The sequence below is a fragment of the Streptomyces sp. NPDC088707 genome (genome assembly GCF_044752725.1).
Taxonomy (GTDB): Bacteria; Actinomycetota; Actinomycetes; order Streptomycetales; family Streptomycetaceae; genus Streptomyces.
Genome location: NZ_JBIVLV010000001.1, coordinates 673142 through 692771, shown reverse-complemented (window position 1 = coordinate 692771; position 19630 = coordinate 673142). Strand labels below are relative to the sequence as shown.

Annotated in this window: 9 protein-coding genes; 3 read left to right on the top strand and 6 right to left on the bottom strand. The window is 73.0% G+C overall.

Translation table 11 applies throughout. The features are described from left to right. The first annotated feature begins 56 nt into the window (after positions 1 to 56). From ACIP84_RS03150 to ACIP84_RS03140, 3 genes are all read left to right on the top strand, one after another. Positions 57 to 980 carry an NADP-dependent oxidoreductase gene (locus ACIP84_RS03150; RefSeq protein ID WP_401793841.1) on the top strand — a complete coding sequence of 308 codons (924 nt, stop codon included), beginning with the start codon at positions 57 to 59 and terminating at the stop codon, positions 978 to 980. Positions 981 to 1182: 202 nt separating this feature from the next. Further along, entirely contained in the window at positions 1183 to 1950 is a 768-nt protein-coding gene (locus tag ACIP84_RS03145) for an SDR family NAD(P)-dependent oxidoreductase (RefSeq protein WP_401793838.1), read from the top strand. A 404-nt stretch (positions 1951 to 2354) separates the two neighbouring features. After that, the gene (locus ACIP84_RS03140; protein ID WP_401793835.1) at positions 2355 to 3503 is read left to right on the top strand and encodes a DUF475 domain-containing protein; all 1149 of its coding nucleotides are present in this window, start codon (positions 2355 to 2357) and stop codon (positions 3501 to 3503) included. Between the two features lie 75 nt (positions 3504 to 3578). On the opposite strand, the gene ACIP84_RS03135 is transcribed toward ACIP84_RS03140, so the two are convergent. The 6 genes from ACIP84_RS03135 to ACIP84_RS03110 all read right to left on the bottom strand — a co-directional run bounded on the left by ACIP84_RS03135 (position 3579) and on the right by ACIP84_RS03110 (position 19587). Next, entirely contained in the window at positions 3579 to 4829 is a 1251-nt protein-coding gene (locus ACIP84_RS03135; RefSeq protein WP_401793833.1) for a DUF2254 family protein, read from the bottom strand. A gap of 138 nt (positions 4830 to 4967) precedes the next feature. Further along, on the bottom strand, positions 4968 to 5714 hold the full coding sequence (locus ACIP84_RS03130; protein ID WP_355961475.1) for an ABC transporter permease: 747 nt from the start codon (positions 5712 to 5714) through the stop codon (positions 4968 to 4970). A 46-nt stretch (positions 5715 to 5760) separates the two neighbouring features. Beyond that, positions 5761 to 7269, bottom strand: a complete 1509-nt coding sequence (locus ACIP84_RS03125) for a DUF4246 domain-containing protein (protein ID WP_401793829.1) — start codon at positions 7267 to 7269, stop codon at positions 5761 to 5763. Between the two features lie 117 nt (positions 7270 to 7386). After that, positions 7387 to 10446 (bottom strand): AMP-binding protein, encoded by a 3060-nt coding sequence (locus ACIP84_RS03120; protein ID WP_401793826.1) that lies wholly within the window; start codon positions 10444 to 10446, stop codon positions 7387 to 7389. Positions 10447 to 10639: 193 nt separating this feature from the next. Further along, complete coding sequence (locus ACIP84_RS03115; protein ID WP_401793823.1) at positions 10640 to 13903, bottom strand: amino acid adenylation domain-containing protein; 3264 nt, start codon at positions 13901 to 13903, stop codon at positions 10640 to 10642. Then, positions 13900 to 19587, bottom strand: a complete 5688-nt coding sequence (locus ACIP84_RS03110; protein ID WP_401793821.1) for an amino acid adenylation domain-containing protein — start codon at positions 19585 to 19587, stop codon at positions 13900 to 13902. The genes ACIP84_RS03115 and ACIP84_RS03110 overlap by 4 nt, the downstream gene beginning before the upstream one ends. Positions 19588 to 19630 lie beyond the last annotated feature (43 nt).

The following is a 19630-nucleotide window of genomic DNA, read 5'->3' as shown; positions in this document are numbered from 1 at the left end:
TCGCCGCCGGAACTGTCTGGGGGCGCACCGATCGAGACGGAAACGAGGCGGACAGCATGCGTGCGGTGGTCGTGGAGCAGTGGGGCGGACCCGAGAACCTGGTCGAGCGTGAGGTGGAGCGCCCCGAGCCCGGCCTGGGCGAGGTCCTGGTGCGCGTCCACGCGGCCGGAGTGAACCCCGTGGACTGGAAGACCCGGGCCGGCGGGGCCCTCATCGAGTGGGGCGCCGTCCCGGCCGTCGGGTGGGACGTCTCCGGCACGGTGGAGGCCGTCGGCCCCGGCGTCGGGATCCTCCGTCCCGGCGACGAGGTCTTCGGCATGCCGCTCTTCCCCCGGCAGGCGGGTGCGTACGCCGAGTACGTGGTGGCCCCGGCACGGCACCTCGCCCCCAAGCCCGCCTCCCTGACCCATGTGGAGGCCGCCGCGCTGCCGCTCGCGGCGCTCACCGCCTGGCAGGCCCTCGTCGACGCGGCGGACGTCCGCCCCGGGGAGCGGGTGCTCGTGCACGCGGCAGCCGGCGGAGTGGGGCACCTCGCCGTGCAGATCGCCAAGGCCCGCGGGGCGTACGTCATCGGCACGGCGAGCGCGGGCAAGCACGACCTGGTGCGCGAGCTGGGCGCGGACGAGGTGGTCGACTACCGCGAGACCCCCTTCGAGGACGTCGTCTCCGACGTGGACGTCGTCCTGGACGGCATCGGGGGAGAGACGGCGGAACGCTCCCTGAAGGTGCTCCGTGACGGGGGCAGGCTGATCACCCTGCCGGGCCCGGACGACGTCCCCGCCGCGCAGGACGGTGTACGGGCGTCCTGGGTCCTGGTGGAGCCCGACCACCTCGGCCTGCGCGAGATCGCGGCCCTGGTGGAGAGCGGGCGGCTCAGGCCGGTGGTCGACGTCGTCGTGCCGCTCGCCGAGGCGGCGAAGGCCCACGCGATCGGCGAGCGGGGCCGCACCACCGGCAAGATCGTCCTGGCGGTCGTCTGACCGCGGGCGGGACCGGCGTGGCGGTGATCCGGGGCACGGTGCCGCCGTCCGGGGCCGCGGGGGCACGGGGGCGCCGTCCGGGGCACGGTGCCGCCGTGCGGGGCCACGGCGGCGCCCGTCCGAGGCGCGGGGGCGCCGTCCGGGTCCTCGGGGGCGCTGGGCAGAATGATCTTCGCTACGTCCCCGCGCGGAAGGCCCTCCGATGAAACTGCCCGCTTCCGGCCGTCGTGTCCTCGTCAGCGGTGCCTCCCGGGGCCTCGGCCGGGCTGTCGCCCAGGCGTTCGCGGCCAACGGCGACCGGGTCGCCGTCCACTTCGGCTCGCGCGCCGAGGAGGCCCGCGTCACCCTGGAATCCCTCGACGGCGCGGGCCACGCCCTGGTCGGAGGGGACCTCGCGGACCCGGCGGGCGCCCGGGCCGTGGTCGACGCGGCGGCCGAGGCGCTCGGCGGGATCGACGTCCTGGTCAACAACGCGGCGGTGAACCTCCGTCATCCCCTCCCCGAGACCCCGTACGAGGAGTGGGTGGCGGTCTGGCAGCAGCACGTGTCCGTGAACCTGCTCGCCACCGCGCACCTGAGCCATCTCGCCGCTCGGCGGATGATCGACCAGGGCGCGGGCGGCCGCATCGTGAACATCGGCTCCCGCGGCGCCTTCCGCGGCGAGCCCGACCACCCGGCCTACGGTGCCACCAAGGCCGCCGTCCACGCGCTCGGCCAGTCGCTCGCGGTCTCCCTCGCCCCGTACGGGATCGCCGTCGCATCGGTCGCGCCCGGATTCTTCGCCACGGAGCGGGTCTCGTCCCGCCTGGAGGGGGCCGAGGGGGCCGCGATCCGTGCCCAGAGCCCGTTCGGCCGGGTGGCCGAGCCCGCCGAGATCGCGGATGCGGTCCTGTGGCTGGCGTCTCCGGCGGCGGAATGGTCGTCCGGAACGATCCTCGACCTCAACGGGGCCTCGCACCTCCGCAGTTGACCCCCTGGAACAATTGGCGGACTTTGGGCGACCGTCAAGTGGTGGTTAAAGCAAGGGCAAAGTGAAATGCGGAGCTGTTCGGTGGTCGTGACCGAGAGATGTGTCTGACTTCGAAGCCTCTAGCGAATGCCGCATGGCCGGATTCCCGGGACTTCTCGCTGAGCGCTTGCGTGGTGGACGGACCGGCCGAGCTCAGGGCGCTGCGGCACCCCGCTCGGGAAGGAGCGGAGTCGGAGAGCTCCGGGAAGCTGCCGGGCGCCCCGGACGTCTTCAAGTATCGGGTGTTGGTGTCAAGTTGGCCGGTATGTGCCGGAACTCCCCTTCCTCGCTCTAGACTTCGGTCAGTGTTTGGTAAAGCCAGGTACGGCTCGCGGGGGAGCCCCGCACAGACGATTGGGTAGCCAGTGCTTCTGAAGACGTTCGGCTGGTCGTTCGCGGTCACCGCGCTCGGCCTCGTCGTAGCGGTGCTGTACGGGGGATGGGCGGCCTTCGGGATCGTGGCGATCCTGTCGATCCTCGAGATCTCGGTGTCCTTCGACAACGCCGTGGTCAACGCCGGGATCCTGAAGAAGATGAATGCCTTCTGGCAGAAGATCTTCCTCACCATCGGTGTGCTCATCGCCGTCTTCGGCATGAGGCTGGTCTTCCCCGTCGTGATCGTGGCCATCAGCGCCAAGGTCGGCCCCATCGAGGCCGTCGACCTGGCGATCAACGACGCCGAGCGGTACGAGCAGCTCGTCACCGACGCCCACCCGTCGATCGCGGCCTTCGGCGGCATGTTCCTGCTGATGATCTTCCTCGAGTTCATCTTCGAGGACCGCGACATCAAGTGGCTCGGCTGGCTGGAGCGCCCGCTGGCCAAGCTCGGCAAGGTCGACATGCTGTCGGTCTGCATCGCCCTGGTCGTCCTGGCGATCAGCGCCATGACCTTCGCGACCCAGGCCCACCAGCACGGCGGACTGCACGTGGACAAGGCGGCGACCGTCCTGCTCTCCGGCGTCTTCGGCCTCATCACGTACCTCGTCGTGGGCGGTCTGTCCGGCTACTTCGAGAACAAGCTGGAGGAGGAGGAGGAGCGCGAGCACGAGGCCGAGGAAGAGGCCAGGAGGAGCGGTAGAAAGGTCCCGGCGGTCGTGATGGCCGGCAAGGCGGCGTTCTTCATGTTCCTCTATCTGGAGGTCCTGGACGCGTCCTTCTCGTTCGACGGTGTCATCGCCGCGTTCGCCATCACCAACGACATCGTCCTGATGTCGCTCGGCCTCGGCATCGGCGCGATGTACGTCCGCTCGCTGACGGTCTACCTGGTCCGCCAGGGCACCCTCGACGACTACGTCTACCTGGAGCACGGCGCGCACTACGCGATCGGTGCGCTGGCCGTCATCCTCATGATCTCCATCCGCTACCAGATCCCCGAGGTGGTCACCGGTCTCATCGGGGTCATCCTGATCGCCTGGTCGTTCTGGTCCTCCGTCCGCCGCAACCGCAGGCTGGCGGCGGAGGACGCGGAGCAAGCGGGATCCACCGAGAAGGCCGAGGTCCCCTCCGGCGTCTGAGCCGGTCCGCCGGCGCGCGCCACGGGCTCGCGCCGGCCCGGACGAGGCACTCCGCCGACCGCCCCACAGAAGGATCTACCGGACCTCGTCACGCATGAAGGGGGGACGGGCCGTGAGCTGCTGCTCCGTCCACGCCAGCCGCTCCTCCAGCGGCGGGCGGAGAGGGCCGGGGGCGACGGAGAGCACACCGGTCAGCAGCTTCCGGCAGCGGGCGAGCACCATCGGCATACCGGGCGCGATGACGAGGATGTCGTCCAGACCGACCCGGAGGAGACCGTCCCACCCGGGCACGGGCAGGATCACCCGCACCGTGCCGGACGCGTCGGCGATCGCACGGGTCTCCTGCCCGATCGGTCCCGCGGCGGCACGGCGGAGCAGGTCCTCGACGGCGTCCAGGGCCTGCACGGCGGTGGCGGGGTCGTTGATCGCCGAGGACAGCGCCCGCAGACCGATGTCGGACAGCAGCCGGAAGGCGAGCAGGGGGTCCTGGTGGAAGGTGCGCTCGGGACCGGCGACGACCGCCCTGAGGACCTCGGCCTCCGGGACCGTGCCGTGGTGGACGTCGGCCACCACGTCACCGTCGTAGAGGACGTCCCCCACCTTCACCCGCAGCACGACGGACGCGCCCCCTCGTCGTGCGGCGGCCACCAGCGGAGCCAGGTTGAACTGCTCGACCAGTACGGACGCACCACGCCAGAGGACCGACGCGGTGACGGACCCGGGCAGCGCAACCGCCCCCGGCGGGGAGTCCAGGGCGCCTGCCGCCTCGCCCGGTGGACAGTAGACGTCGAGTACGTGGAGGCCGCGGTCGCGCAGCTCGTCGAGTACGTGGGAGAGCTGGATCGAGCGGAGCGCGACGAGCTGGAGGCGACGCACGAGCACGAACGCGACGGCGGCCATGACCAGGGCGGCGACCGGTACGGCCACGGACACCGTGGCACGCGAGCCGATGGCCAGGACCGCGGTGACCGAGTAGACCAGCACCCCGATGACGAAGGCGAACACACGCCACACCAGCGGGTCGGAGCGGAACAGGGCGAGGCGATGGCTGAAGTTCCCCGCGGCCCACTGCACCACGAGGAACATCAGCGAGAAGATCAGGGCGGTGACGCTGAGGACGCCCACACCGAGCACGTTCAGCACGGCCACGACGCGGTCCCCGGCGACCCGGGAGCCGCCGTCGATCGCCGGGAGCAGGAGGCCGAGCACCACCGCCACGCCGACGGCCACGGCGTGCGTGACGCCGGCGCGCAGGGCCCGCCGCGGGCGGACGACACGTTCGGCCGAGTGCCCCGCGCCCAGCGTGGTCGTCGGCGGCTCAGACACGGCGGGGGCCGATCACGTGGTCCCGCGAGCAGCGGATCGTGTGAGTCGGCATCGCCACCTCCCCGTCTCGGCGTCGTCACCCACTCTGCGCGGCTTCGCTACGGCGTGCCCGTGCTGGCGTACGAACGGATGACGTGGCTACGGCTCGGCGCGCGCGAGGTGGCCGCGGGTCACGAGTTCCAGGGTGACGGCCGTGGCGACGGCCTGGACCAGGAGCAGGGCGACGAGCACGAAGAGCTGTACCGCGCCCGCGTGCAGCGGTGACGCGCCGCCGAGGAGCATGCCGACGAAGGCGCCCGGAAGGGTGACGAGGCCGACCGTACGGGTCTGGTCCATCCCCGGCAGCAGCGCGTCGGAGGCGGCCTCGCGAGCCACCTCCATGCGCGCCTCCCGGTCCGTCAGCCCCAGGGCGAGACCGGCCTCGACCTCGCCCCGGCGCGTGGCGAGTTCGTCGAGGGAACGGCGACCCGCAAGCACGGTGGCGGTGAGCGCGCCACCGATGAGGATGCCGGTGACGGGCACCAGTGCGATGCCCTCGGGCGGCACGACTCCCGTGAGCAGCAGTGCGACGACCACGGGCAGTACCGCGGCGGCGATCGGGACCGCGGTCCACACCCAGGCGCGACCGGGCGCGGGGACGACGCGGCGGCCGGCGGTGCGCACCGCCACCGCGTACATCAGCAGCAGGAAGCAGAGCAGGAGCGGCAGAACGCGCACCACCCAGCCGATCGCCAGGGAGACGGCGACGAGCTGGACGGCGGCGCGGGCGCCGGCGAAGAGGGTGTCGCGGGGGCGGCCGAGCCGAGCGGCCGCGACCACCCCGGCGGCGAGGGCGAGAAGCGTCGCGAGGAGTGCCGCGAAGGTCGCGTTCACATGGAGCAGCACGCGCCGACCCTCTCACCTCGCGAGGGCTCCGCGCCCCGCGTCGGGCTCAGTGCTCGCAGAGCGAGAACTCCCGTTCGTACAGCTGCTCGTTGTGCTCGTCGACGAAGAACTTGCGCTCCCGCATGAGCTGTTCGCGGAAGTCCTCCGCCTGCTGGAGCGTCATGGTCGAGGTGGTGGACCACGGCTGCTGCGGCGGTACGTCGGACGTCGAGACGATCCTCTCCGACGGGTCGACCAGGAAGAACGCGAGGATCTTGCGATGTCCCGCCCGGGTGGGATCTGCAAGGCGGAACGAGCCGACGCGATGCTGCAGGACGTTCGGGAACGCCAGGCAGCGGCCCGCCGGCGTCGAGGCCGATCCGAGCACCTGGTTCAGCGCATCCTCGTCCTCCAGCCCGTACACGTCACGCATGCCGTTGTCGTCGTTCTGCTCGTACTCGGGGTCGTCGAGCGCAGCCCGGAAACCCAGCCGGCTCTCGGTGATGTTCTCGCTGTCCCAGTAGTAGATGCCGGTGGAGACGATCCGCTCGTTCATCATCCCCTCGACATGCCAGGAACCGCCGGCGTACTCGGGCTTCTCCGGGGTGAGATGGATGGTGGCGAGCTTGACGATCACCTGGAGACCGCGGCCGCGCAGGTCGACCCGGGCGGACGCGTCGGGCACCTCGGGCGCGGTGAAGGCCGGGGCGTCCGGGACGACCGGGCGGCGGTTCTCCCACCAGTCGTCCTCCTCCTTCGCCCACGCCCGGACGGCCTCGTCGTAGGCTGCGTCATCGCCGAACGAGGACCTGTCCGGACGCTTCGGCGCCGCGCCGTACCAACCCCACGGGTCGGTCTCGATCCGCACGGGCCGCGGATGGCGCAGGTCGGTGAGGACGTTCTCCAGCAGCGGACGCATGCGCGCGAACAGGTCCGGCAGGACCGCGGCCAGTTCGCGATGGGCCTCGGGGTGCACGTTGTTGACGTACGAGCGGAAGGTGACCCGGCCTTCGGCATCGACGTCGACGTCCGTGGGCAGCCACTGGAACCTCTCCGAGAACTCGTACTTCGAGTACTGGTTCGTCGGGTTCCGCCAGGCCCGCTCGTGTGCCCCGCTGACATCCTTCACCAGGCAGAACAGCGAGGGATGCACCAGATCCAGGACCTGTCCGTCGGAACCGGGGTGCCAGTCCCGATCCGCCTCGGGGACCTCCTCCAGAACCCGCACCGCCTCACGCAGCCGGGCTTCGAGCTTGTCGTCGATCAGGGTGTCCGACTGCCAGACCCCGTCGACGGCGGACACCTCGACGCCGGTGTGCGGGTCCCGCAGCGCGGCGTAGTGCGCGAGTTCGGCGATCACGTAGCGAACCTGCGCTTCGGTGAGGCCCTGGTCGATCGCCTCCTGCGTCCACCTGGCGACGATGCCGGCGTCGTTCATCTTGTCGAACCACTGCGGCTTCGCCCGAATGTGGGAGCTGCACTGCATCATCTCCACTTCCCGCAGCGTGCGCGGTGTCGCGAACGGCAGGGAACGCGACGAGTGGAAGGGCAGCGGGAAGGCAGACAGGACGGTCAATTCTCTGGGTCCTCCGAGTCGGTGTGCGGTGGCGGGAAGCCTACTTCAGCGGACTGACAGCGCCGTCCCGGTCCCTCCCGGCCGGCGCCCGGGCGGTGTGCCGGAGCCGCCGGCCGGTCATCCGCAGGCGGTGGTGAGAGCGGCGGTGAACTCCTCGGACAGTTCGGTGATCACGGACAGGTCGAAGGCCAGCGCGTTGTACTGCAGCCAGCACCGCAGGCCGCCGTCCGGCTGCTCGACCACGGTCAGCTCGGGCACGCTCCGGTCGCCGCCGGGCAGCGGCCAGGGGACGGTGCTGCCGCGCGGCAGCTCCCAGGGCTCGCAGGCCAGGCCGGGCAGCTGCGCGGGCGCGGCCCACGCCTCGTAGCGGAGCCAGGCGGCGAACGGCGCGGACGGACTGAACTCGGCGAACGGGTACAGCTGGTGGTCCAGAGCCTCGGTGTAGACCACCCGCAGCCGGTCCACCAGCTCGGCGAACCCAGGCTGCCCGCTCGCGTCCACCCGCAGGAGCAGCGACTGGACGAAGCAGCCCACCGTCCGTTCGGCGTCCGGGCGGGGGCGGCCGGGCACCGGGGTCATCACGACCAGGTCGGGGTCGCCGCTGCGGCTCGCGAGGAGGCCGGTCCAGGCCGCGGCGACGGCCAGGAAGGGCGTGGCGCCCAGTTCGGCCGCCCGCGCCCGCAGGGCCTGGGCCAGCGACGTCGGTACCTCGAACTCGTGCGCCTTGATGAGCACTTCGTCCACCACCCGGCGGCCGGCGAACCGTTCGACGGCCTCCGGCGCTCCGGCCAGCGCGGTCCCGAAGTGGTCCCGGGAGACCGGCCAGTGCGCGTTCGCCCAGTCCACCAGCTCCCGGTAGCCAGGTCCGGAGCGGACAGGCGGCGCCGACCGGCCCCGCCGCAGGGCGGAGTAGCAGACGCCGAGGTCGGCGAGCACCACGCCGACCGACCAGCCGTCGGACACCATGTGGTGCGTCCCGACCAGCACCACGTGGTCGGTCTCCGATCGGCTGACCACCAGGAGGCGCGTCATCGGATCGCGGGCCAGGTCGGTGAGACGGTCGCGTTCGGCGAGGAGCAGGGCGTCCACCTCCGCGTCCGTGGCCCCCGGGGCCTCGGTCAGCGTGATCCGCACCCGCGGCTCCTCGTCGAGCACCGCCCGTACGACCCCGTCCGCCACCGTCTCGAACCGGGTCCGCAGCGCCGGATGCCGCCGGACCACCTCGGTGAGTGCCCGGCCCAGGATCTCGGGGTCGAGCCGGTCGGCCACCCGGAACAGCGCCGACACCATACCGGCGTCCCGCCCGGGGGCCTCGGCCATCCAGCGGAAGAAGTTCTCCTGCTGCGAGGTGAGCGCGACGGCGTGCGGCTGTGCGCGGAGCGCGGCCAGGTAGGGCGTCACGGTTTCACCCCCGGCCGGCGCTCGGCCGGGAGCGGCCGGCCGCCGGTCGGGGTCGTCCACCCACGCCGCCTGGGCGCGCAGCGAGGGCCGCTCGAAGACCAGGGCGGTGCCCGCCCGTGTCCCGAACTCGGCGCTGATGCCGGCGGCGAGCTGGACCGCCCGGAACGAGTCGCCGCCGAGCGCGAAGAACTCGGCGGCCACGTCGGTGACCGGACGGCCGAGCAGGCGCCGCCACAGAGCGGCCAACCGCAGTTCCGTCGGAGTGGCCGGAGCGACCGCGGCACCGGTCGGCTCCGCGGGCACGTCGAACAGCGGTCGGAGCCGGTGCTTGACCACCTTGCCGCTCGGGTTCCTGGGCAGGGCGTCGGCGAGCAGGATCCGGACCGGCAGTTCGGGTCTGCTCAACCGGGCGCTCAGGAACAGCCGCAGCTCGTCCAGGTCGAGACCGCCGGACGCGGCCACCACGACCGCCACCGGGACCGCCCCCATCACGGCGTGCGGCAGGCCGAGCGCGGCGGCGTCGGCGACCGCGGGATGCTCGTGCAGCACCTCCTCGATCCGCAGCGTGGAGACCTTCAGCGCACCGCTCTTGATGACGTCGCTCTCCCGGTCGACCAGGTACAGGTAGCCGTCCGGGTCGAGGCGTCCGAGGTCGCCCATCCGTACCCAGCCGTCCCGGAACACCTGGGCGCTCCGCCCGGCGGCGCCCAGGTAGCCGCGTGGCGGTCCTGGCTGACGCAGCCAGACCTCGCCGACCTGCCCGGCGGGCAGCGGCAGCCCGTCCGCGTCCAGGATCCGGAGGTCACGGGGATCCGCCGGGCGGCCGAGCGAGCCGGGGCGGCGCGTGTCGACCACGGTGGAGATCTGTGCGGGCGAGGCCTCGGCGGAGGTGTACGTGTTGACCAGCGTCGCGCCCGGCAGCGCCGCGGCCAGCGCGGCCGCCACCGGCACGGGAAGCGCGGCGGCGGAGGAGTTGACCAGGCGCAGACTCCCCAGGTCGTACCGCCCGGCGGTGCCCGCGTTGACCAGCTCGATCACCATGGAGGGCACCAGGAAGGCGGTGCCGACCCGGAACCTCTCGACCGCGACGCCGAACTGCTCCGCGTCGAAGCGCGGCAGACTGAGGATGGTGGGCGCGGCGGTCAGCGCGGTGAGCAGCATGACCTGACCCGCGTTGGTCCCGATCGGGAAGGCGTGCAGGGCGTGCCGCGAGTGGGCGTAGGCGCGGCGGCGGGGGTGTGCGGCCAGGCCGGCGGTCAGGTTTCCGTGCGCGGCGACGACGCCCTTCGGTGCCCCTGTGGTGCCGGAGGTGCCGATCACCTGGGCCGGGTCGGCCGGACCGACCCGGTGCGGCGGTCCCGCCGGCGGCTCGGGGTGTGCTGCCAGCAGGGCGTCCAGACGCAGCTCCACAAGGCCCGGTACGCCGGGCAGTGCGCCGTCGGTCAAGACAGTCCCGGCTTCGGCCAGCGCGGCCAGGGCGGCTGCATCGGTCTCGGACAGGTCCTCACGGACCGGGACGGGCACGCCGCCCGCGTACTGGACGGCGAGGAAACCGACGGCGTACCGCTCCCAGCGCGCGTTGGAGAACCGCAGCACCACCCTGTCGTGGGGTTCGACGCCGGCGGCGGCCAGCCCGGCGGCGGCGCGCAGCGCCTCCTCGCGCCAGCGGCGGTAGCTGAGTTCCCCGCCGCCGACGACCTGCAGCGCCGTGTGGTCCGGGTGTTCGGTGGCCCGCGCGTCGAGGAGCTCAGGGACGGTCGTCGCGGCGGGCGGCACGGTGGTGGTGATGGCGTTCTCCGATGCGATGCGATGCGATGCGATGCGATGCGAAGCGATGCGGTGAGATGCGAAGCGATGCAATGCAATGCGGTGCGGTGGGATGCGATCCGGGTGGGGTGCGGTGGGAGGCCGGACAGCCGGGCGGGCCCCGCCGCCCGGCGCCGCTGCTGATCGTCCGTCGGAGCGACGGTCAGCTCAGCCGGTCGGCGGCCTCCTGCTCGCTCAGGGCGTCGATCTCGGCGATGAGCAGTGCCTCGACCCGGGCCGCGAGGGCTGCCGGCGTGGGGCTCTCGAAGACGTCGCGGATCGACATGTCGAGGCCGACGTCGGCCCGGATGCGGGCGGCGACCCGGGTGACCAGGAGGGAGTCCCCGCCGAGGGCGAGGAAGTCGTCCAGTACGCCGACCTTCGCCACGCCGAGCACCTCCTGCCAGAGGCCGACCACCAGAGCCTCGGCCTCGGTGCGGGGCGCCCGATACCCGCCGGCCGCGCCCGCCGGCTCCGGGTCGGGCAGGGCCGCGACATCGAGCTTGCCGTTGACGGTGAGCGGGAGGGTGTCGAGCAGGACGACGCTGTCCGGCACCATGAAGGCCGGCAGCCGCAGCGCCATGTGCTCACGCAGTTCGCCCGCCTCCGGTACGGCCGCGGCCCCCTCCACGGCGGCCGGTCGCAGGACGGCGTAGGCGATCAGCCTGCGGCCGTCGCGGACCAGCACGGCGGCACGGCCGACAGCCGGGTGGGCGGAGAGGGCGGCCTCGATCTCCGCGGGCTCGATCCGGTACCCGCGCAGCTTCACCTGGTCGTCGCCACGGCCGAGGAACTCCAGCTGCCCGTCGGCCCGCCACCGCACGCGGTCGCCGGTGCGGTACATCCGGCCGTCCGGGGCGTCGTCGAACGGATCCGGCAGGAAGGCGTCCGCCGTCAGCTCCGGCCGGGCCAGGTAGCCGCGCGCCAGGCCGTGACCGCCGATGTACAGCTCGCCCTCGGATCCGGCGGGCAGCAGGCCGCCGCGCTCGTCCAGGACGTAGAGCCGCACGCCCGGCAGCGGACGGCCGAGCGGCGGGCGCTGCTCGGCGGCGGCCCCGCCGACGGGGCTGCCTCCGATGTCGCCCGCGGTGACGATGACGGTGGCCTCGGTCGGGCCGTAGGTGTTGACCAGTCGCACGGTGTCACCGTGCCGCTCCCGCCACTGGGCGAGAGTGACGGCGCGTGCCTCGGAACCGCCGAGGATCACCAGGCGCAGTGCCGGCGGCCAGGGCGCCTGGTCCCCGAGCGAGACCAGTTCCTGCCAGTACGCGGTGGGCAGGTCGAGCACGGTGACCGATCGCCCTGCCTCGCTGCGCAGCAGATCGGGCAGGGTGCGGCCGCCGCCGGGCAGCAGGACGACGCACGCGCCCGCGGTCAGGGCGGGCCAGATCTCCTCGGCGTGGGTGTCGAAGCCGATGGAGGCGAACTGGACGATCCGGTCGCCCGGCCGGAGCCGGTAGCCCTCCGGTCCGGCCATCCACCGGACGCGCTCGGCCAGAGCCGCGTGCTCGACGGCGACGCCCTTGGGGACACCGGTGGAACCCGAGGTGAAGAGGACGTACGCGAGTCCGCCCGGCTCGGTCCCGGGCAGCGTCGCGGACTCTGCGGGCCCCGTACTCCCGCCCGCTTCGGGGGCACCCGACTCCGTGACACTCAGCTCGGGGACACCCGAGTCCGCCACCCCCGGATCCGAGGGCCCCGGCTCCGGAGGGCCGCCCCCGACGAGCACCAGGGCGGCGTCCGCCTCGTCGAGCATCAGCCGCCGGCGCTCGGCCGGGTGCGCCGGGTCGAGGGGCAGGTAGCCTGCGCCTGCCTTCCAGATCGCGAGCAGGGCGGTGACCAGCGCGAAGGAGGGGGCGATCCGGACGCCCCCCGTACGGCCGGCCACCGGACCCAGCCGCCGGGCCAACGCGTCCGAAGCGCGGTCGAGTTCCGCGTACGTGCGAACCTCTCCCGCGCACTCCAGAGCGGGAGCGTCGGGGCGGGCGGCGACCTGGTCGGCGAAACCGCGCAGAATCGACCGGGCGTCCTCGGCGACGGCGGATCCGGCGCCGAGGGCGAGCAGCGCGGCGCGCTCCTCACCGGGCAGCAGCCAGTCACCGTGCAGCGGTACCTCCACGTCCACGACGGCTCGGGCGAGCAGGTCGCGGACCCGGCCCGCCAGGCCCTCGACCGTGGCGCGCTCGAAGAGCTCCCGGTCGAAGCAGAACGAGAGTGTCATCCCGCCGTCCGGGGTGCGCCAACTGTCCAACAGCAGATCCGTCTTGGCCTGATCGAAGCCGGAGTCCATGCCCGACGTGCGGACGCCCGCGGGCAGTCCGGTCCGCTCGTCGGCGCCGGCCAGCTCGTACTGGCTCTGGTGGACGAACACCGCCTGGTAGAGCGGGCCGACGCCGGGCAGCACGGGCAGACCGAGGTCGGCGGCCACCCGCTCGACCGGGACGTCCTGATGGGACAGTGCGGCCATCGTGGCGGAGCGCACCCGGCGCAGCACGGTGCGGAAGTCGGGCTCACCGGTGAGATCCGCCCGGATCACGCCGGTGCGCGAGAAGTAGCCGAGCAGGGCCTCGTGGGCGGTCTCGTTGCGGCCGGCCAGCGGGGTGCCGACGGCGAAGTCGTAGGTGCCGCTCCAGCGGGCCAGTACGCACTGGTAGGCGGCGAGCAGCACCATGAACGGGGTGCAGCGCTGCTCACGGGCCAGGGTGTCGAGTCCGGCGACGAGGTCGGGCCCCAGGGTGAGCTCGGCGAAGCCCGCGGGATGGGCCGGCTCGGCGGGTCTGGGGTGGTCGAGCGGCATCCGCAGGGCGCCGACACCGGACAGTCGCCCGCTCCAGTACCGGACCGCCTCCTCGGCCGCGCCGCCGTCGAGCCTGGTCCGCTCAGCGGCCGCGAAGTCGCCGAACTGGAGAGTGAGTTCGGGCAGCTCGGCCGGTCCCTCGCCGATCTCCTCGCGGTACAGCGCGAGCAGTTCACGCCACAGCACGGTGAACGACCAGCCGTCGGACACGATGTGGTGGACCACCACGCTCAGGGCGTGCTCGTGCTCGCCGGCGCTGACGAGTACGGCCCGCAGCGGCGGACGTGCGCCCAGATCGAAGGGCGCGTTGACGAAGGGGGCGCAGGCCGCGGTGAAGGACTCCTCCGCGGCGTCCGCCACCGCGACCCGCGTGAATTCGACGTCCCGTACGGGTTCGACGAGTTGGACGGGTTGCTCGCCGTCCATGGCGAACCGGGTGCGCAGCACCCGGTGCCGGGCGGTGAGCCGGGTGAGCGCCGCGCTCAGCGCCCGCGGGTCGATCGGGCCGCTCCAGCGCCGGTTCAGATACATGTTGAACCCGGCGTCCTGCGGGTTCAGTTGCTGGAGGAACCAGAGGCGGCGCTGCTCGTCGGTCAGCGGATGGCGGGCGATCGGGGTCGGGGAGGTCATGCGTTCCTCTCGCTTTTCGCGCGGGCCTGCGGGGACTGCGGGCCGGCGCTCCGCGCGCGGGCCTGCAGGGTCTCCAGGCCGATCAGGTCGTCGGACTCGGCGTCCGGGACTTCCAGGTCGAAGCGGGCCAGGACGGGAATGCAGAAGCTGACGAGCACCAGTACGGCCATGGCGAGGCCGAACACCAGGTAGAGCAGGCCGATGCCGCGTCCTTCGCCGGTGCCGATCAGTGCGCCGACGCTGGAGGCCAGCGCGCCGCCCTCGTCCATCAGGGGCTGGAGCAGGCCGGGGCCCGCCGGGGCGACCAGGGCGAAGCCGATCGGGAGGGTGGACCAGGCGACCATGGTGTTCACCGCGATCACCCGGCCGTGGAAGCGCATCGGCACCTTGGTCTGGACGACCGTCGCGTAGATCCCGTTGAGCAGCGCGAGCCCGTAGGTCATGCCGAACGCGCCGACGGCGACCACGGTCACCGAGGGCCGCAGACCGGTCACGACGCAGGCGGCGGCGAGGCCGAGGGTGGCGAACAGGACGCCGCGCAGGCGCATCCGGCGCGGCCCTCCCCAGACCAGCAGGGTGAGGCCGCCGAGGACCGCGCCAAGACCGGCCGCGGTGGAGACCCAGCCCGCCGCGGCGGTCGTGGAGAAGGAGAGCACCAGCGGGGTGACGAGCAGGAAGAGCGGGGAGAGGAAGACGTTCAGCACCGCGAACCAGAACAGCATGGCCCTGAAGGAGCGGCTTCCGAGCGCCCGTTGGAAGCCCGCCCTGATCTCTGCGGCGACGCTCTCGCGGCGGGTGGCGGCCATCGCGTCGGGGAAGCGCACCAGCAGGGTGACACCGGTGGCGATCACGTAGCTGACGACGTCGAAGACCAGGATGCCACCGAGGCCGATCACCTGCAGGATGCCGACGGCGATCAGCGGAACGAGGAACTGGGCCAGGCCGAGGGCCATCTGGACCACGCCGTTGGCGCGGCCGAGGTAGCGCTTGGGGACCAGCTGCGGCACCGCGGAGCCCCAGGCGACGCGCTGGAACGCGAGCGCGGCGGAGAGCAGGGAGATCGTCACGTAGGCGTGCCAGATCTCCAGCGTGCCGGTGAGGTGGAGCACCAGCAGGGCCGCCTGGGTCAGGCCGGCCGCGACGTCGCCCCAGAGCATCACCCGGCGCCGGTCGCCGCGGTCGACGACGGCGCCGGCCAGCGGGGCGACCACGATGCCCGGCACCAGACCGAAGGCGGCGAGCAGACCGAGGTGGAACAGTGAGCCGGACTGCAGATAGATCCAGATCGGCAGGGCGAACTCGGTGAGGGCCGAGCCGATCATGGAGAGCTGCTGGCCGGTGGCGATGGTCAGGAAGCGACCCATGGTCGGGCGGACGGGACGGCGCCCGCCGGCCGCGCGGGACCGCTCCGTATGTCCGAATCGCTCCGGAGCTCCAGATCGCTCCGGTGTCGCGGATCTCTCCGGCGTCGCGGATCTCTCCGGTGTCCCGGAGCTGTTCCGAGCCACCGGCTGCCCGGTTCCCGGGTCGAGGTCCGGGTCCTTCCCGGCGACGCCGCGGGACACTCCGGCCAGCCACCAGGTGGCCTCGTCGGTGCGTTCGTGGCGCGCCTCCTCGCCGGCGGCGATCGAGCGGTGCACCCCCGTCAGGATGTCGGCCAGCTCCTCGGCGCGGTACTTGAGATAGAAGTGCCCGGCCTCGTCCAGGACCACCACGGCGGTGGTACCGGTGATCCGGTGCCACTCGCGGAACCGTTCCTGGTAGAACTCGGTCGCCGGATCGCGGTCGCCGCAGACGGCGATCACCGGCGCCGTGATTGTGCCGCCCTCGCTCTCGTACAGCTCGCCGAAGTAGCGCTCGGCGCCCTGGGTGCCGACCCGGCGGTTGCGCACGATCAGCCGCAACTGCTCCTCGTCCACCTCGTCCACGTCGAGCCCCGCCGCGGCCAGGGCGTTGATCATGCCCTGGTCGCTGCGCAGACGGGCGGACAGCTCGGCGAAGCGCTCGGCCAGCGCGGCGCCGCGGCCCTTCGGGCGGGCGAACGGGAAGATGCCTCCGAGGTGGACGGCATCGATCTCCCGGCCGGCCGCCTCCACCCGGCGGGCGATCTCCACGGTCAGCCGGACACCGACCCCGCAGTGCCCGTAGAGCACCAGCGGCCCCACCACGTTCGCGACGATCTCCTCCGCGCAGAGCCGGGCGACCTCGTCGATGTCCATCGCCTCCTCGCCCAGCTCGTGGCCGGGCACGGCGATGGAGTGCAGGGCCCAGTCCGCGGGCATGGCGTCGGCGAGCGGTTTGTAGATCAGTGCGCTGCCACCGCCGTACGGGGCGCAGACCACACTCGCGGCCACCTCGCGCCGCTCGGGGGTGAGCAGGTGCAGCAGCCGGCGCGGGCCGCGGTCACCCTCGGGGGTGGACACCAGCGCGGCCAGCCGACGGACCGTCGGGTGCGTGAAGAGGTCCATCACGCCGACCGGAGTGGCCAGGTCGGGGAAGGCCCGCCGCATCCGTGCGACCACCTGGGTGGCGAGCAGGGAATGGCCCCCGAGCTCGAAGAAGTCGTCCAGCGCGCCGACCCGGGGGAGTTCGAGCAGCTCCGCCCACATCGCGGCGATCACCTGCTCGGTCCCGCCCTCGGGGTCGACCTGGGCACCGGCCGCCGGGCCGTCCGCGGGCGCGGGCAGCGCCTTCCGGTCGACCTTGCCGTGGGCGAGCAGCGGCAGCCGTTCGAGGACCACGTAGCGGGCCGGGACCATGTAGTCCGGCAGTACCTCGCCCAGGGCGGCGCGCAGTTCGGCGGCGGCAGGCGGTTCGCCGCCGGCGGGGCGTTCCAGGTAGGCGACGAGGTTCTGTCTGACACCCTCGCCCCGGGCCAGGACCACCGCCTGGGTGATGCCGGGCAGCGCGGTCAGCGCGGCCTCGATCTCGCCGGGCTCGACCCGGTAGCCGCGGACCTTGATCTGGTCGTCGCCGCGGCCGAGGTAGTCCAGTGTCCCGTCGGCCCGCCAGCGCGCCAGGTCGCCGGTGCGGTACATCCGCAGGCCCTCGGCCCCCGTCGGATCGGCGTACGGATCGGGCAGGAACCGCTCGGCCGTCAGGTCCGGACGCCCGAGGTAGCCGCGGGCCAGCCGGTCCCCGCCCAGGTACAGCTCACCGGTGACACCCGGCGGGACGGGGTTGCGGGCCTCGTCGAGCACATAGCAGCGCCCACCGGCCAGCGGCCTGCCGATCGGGGTGTTGCCCGGCGCGTCCAGGCCGTCGGCGGTGACCTCGTGGACGGTGATCCCCACCGTCGCCTCGGTCGGCCCGTAGTGGTTGAACACCGCGCACCGGCCCAGCGCGGCGATGCCCGCCGCCCAGGACCGACTGCTGGCCTCGCCGCCGAGGACCAGTGCTCGGCGCGGCAGCAGTCGCGCGAGTGGTGCGTCGGCGGTCAGGGCGGCCAGGTGGGAGGGCGTCATCTTCAGGTAGTCGACGCCGGCCCGTTCCAACTCCGCGGCCAGTTCCACGCCCGCGATCCGCCTCGGCAGCAGGTGCACTCGGCCGCCGGTCGTGAGCGCCAGGTAGAGCATGGTCATGCTGAAGTCGAAGGAGAGCGACTGCAGCAGTCCGAAGGAGGCCCCGGGCTGGATCCGCAGCCGCTCGCCGGCGCCCGCGAGGTAGTTGAGGAACTGGCGGTGCTGCACCGCGACACCCTTGGGCGTGCCGGTGGAGCCCGAGGTGTAGATCACGTACGCGAGGTGGTCGGGTCCGGAGACCTCCTCCAGGGGCGCCCCGTCCGTCTCCGCCTCGTCGCTGCCGTCGTCGGTCAGGAGGTCGATCGCCGGATGCTCGCCGAGCCGCGCCCGCAGCGCGGTGTCGGTGATGAGGACCTTCGCACCGGCGTCGCCGACCAGGTGGGCGAGGCGCGCGGGGGGCTGTTCGGGGTCGAGCGGCAGGTAGCCGCCGCCGGCCTTGAGGACGGCGACCAGGGCGACCGCCAGCTCGGGGGACTGCTCCAGGCAGACGGCCACCCGGTCGTCCGCCCCCACACCCAGCGCCCGGAGGCGCCGGGCCAGGGAGGTGGCGCGGCGGTCGAGGTCGCCGTAGGTCAGCGTGCGGTCCTCGAAGACCAGCGCGGGCGCGTCGGGCGTCCGGGCCGCCGTTTGGGCCAGCGCCTGGGTGAGCGTGGCCGGGCCGCCGTCCGGCAGCGGGGGACCGGCGGCCCAGGTCTCGACCACGGCCGTCCGCTCGGCCTCGGTGAGCATCGGGATCCGGTCGACCGGCAGTCCGGGGTCGGCGACGCCGGCCGCGGTGAGCAGCTCGAACCGCTCGGCGATGCGCTCGACGGTGGCGGCGTCGAAGAGGTCGGTGCGATAGGTGAACAGGCCGTAGAGGCCGCCGTCCGACTCCTCGCGCATGTAGAGGGCGAGGTCGGCGTGGGTGGTGGTGGCCTCGTAGCCGAAGCCCTCGGAGTCCAGTCCGGTGGGCCCTGCGGCGGGGACGGCGGCGGGGTCGCCGTAGTTCTGGAAGGCGAACGTGGTCTGGAAGACGGCGGCGCGGCTGACGTCGCGTTCCACCGCGAGATCGTTGACCATCTGCTCGAAGGGGACTTCCTGGTGCGCGTACGCGTCGAGCGTGGTCTCGCGGACCCGGCTGATCAGCTGCCCGAATTCGAGGTCGGCGGAGAGCCGGGCGCGGATCGGCAGCATGTTGACGAACGCCCCGACGACGTTCTCGAGTTCACGGTGGAGACGGCCGGCGACGGCCGAGCCGACGGCGAAGTCGCGCCGGCCGCTGTGCCGGCCGAGCAGCGCCTGGAACGAGGCCATCAGCACCATGTACGTGGAGGCGCCGTAGGCCCGCGCCACCTGGTTGATCCGGTGGGAGAGGTCGGCGCTCCAGCGGAACTCGGTCGCGGCCCCGTCGAAGGTGAGCAGCGGCGGGCGGGGCCGGTCGGAGGGCAGCTCCAGGGCCGGGACGCCGTCGAGTTCGGTGCGCCAGTACGCACGTGAGGCGGCGAGCTCTCCGCTCTCCAGACGGTCCCGCTGCCACGCCGCGTAGTCACCGAACTGGACCTCCAGCGCCGGTAGTTCACCCGGAGTGCCGTCCGCGTGATGGGCGTAGCGGAGGTCCAGCTCGCGGTTGAGGAGGTCGATCGACCAGCCGTCGCTGATGATGTGGTGCATCACCAGGGCGAGGACGTGGTCGTCGGCTGCGATGCGGACCACCAGGGCGCGCAGCAGCGGGCCGGTCCTGAGGTCGAAGGGTTCCGCGATCACCGCGCCGAGTTCGGCGGCGGCACGCGCCTGCGGGTCCGGGTCCGCGGAGGCGTCCAGGTACCGGGCGGCGAACGGCGCGGGCTCGGTGACCCGCACCTCGGCGGTGCCGGCCTCGGTGGTGCGGAAGGTCATCCGCAGGCTCTCGTGCCGGGCCACCAGGTCGGTCAGCGCGGCGTCCAGTGCGGCGCGGTCCAGACGCCCCCGGAACCGGCGGGCCGGTGCCAGCGTGTAGGCCGTGGAACCGGGAGAGAACTGGTCCATGAACCAGAGCCGCTCCTGGCCGCTGGAGAGCGGTGGTGCGGTGTCCGCCGGGCGTGGGCCGACGACCCGGGCGGGGGCTGCGGCGCCGCGCAGCCGCTGGCTGAGCAGGGCACGCTTGGCTGGGGACCAGCCGGTGGGCAGGTCCTGGGTATCCGTCATCGGGTTCCTGTTCGGGCGTTCGGTGAGGAGTCGAGGGGGTTGC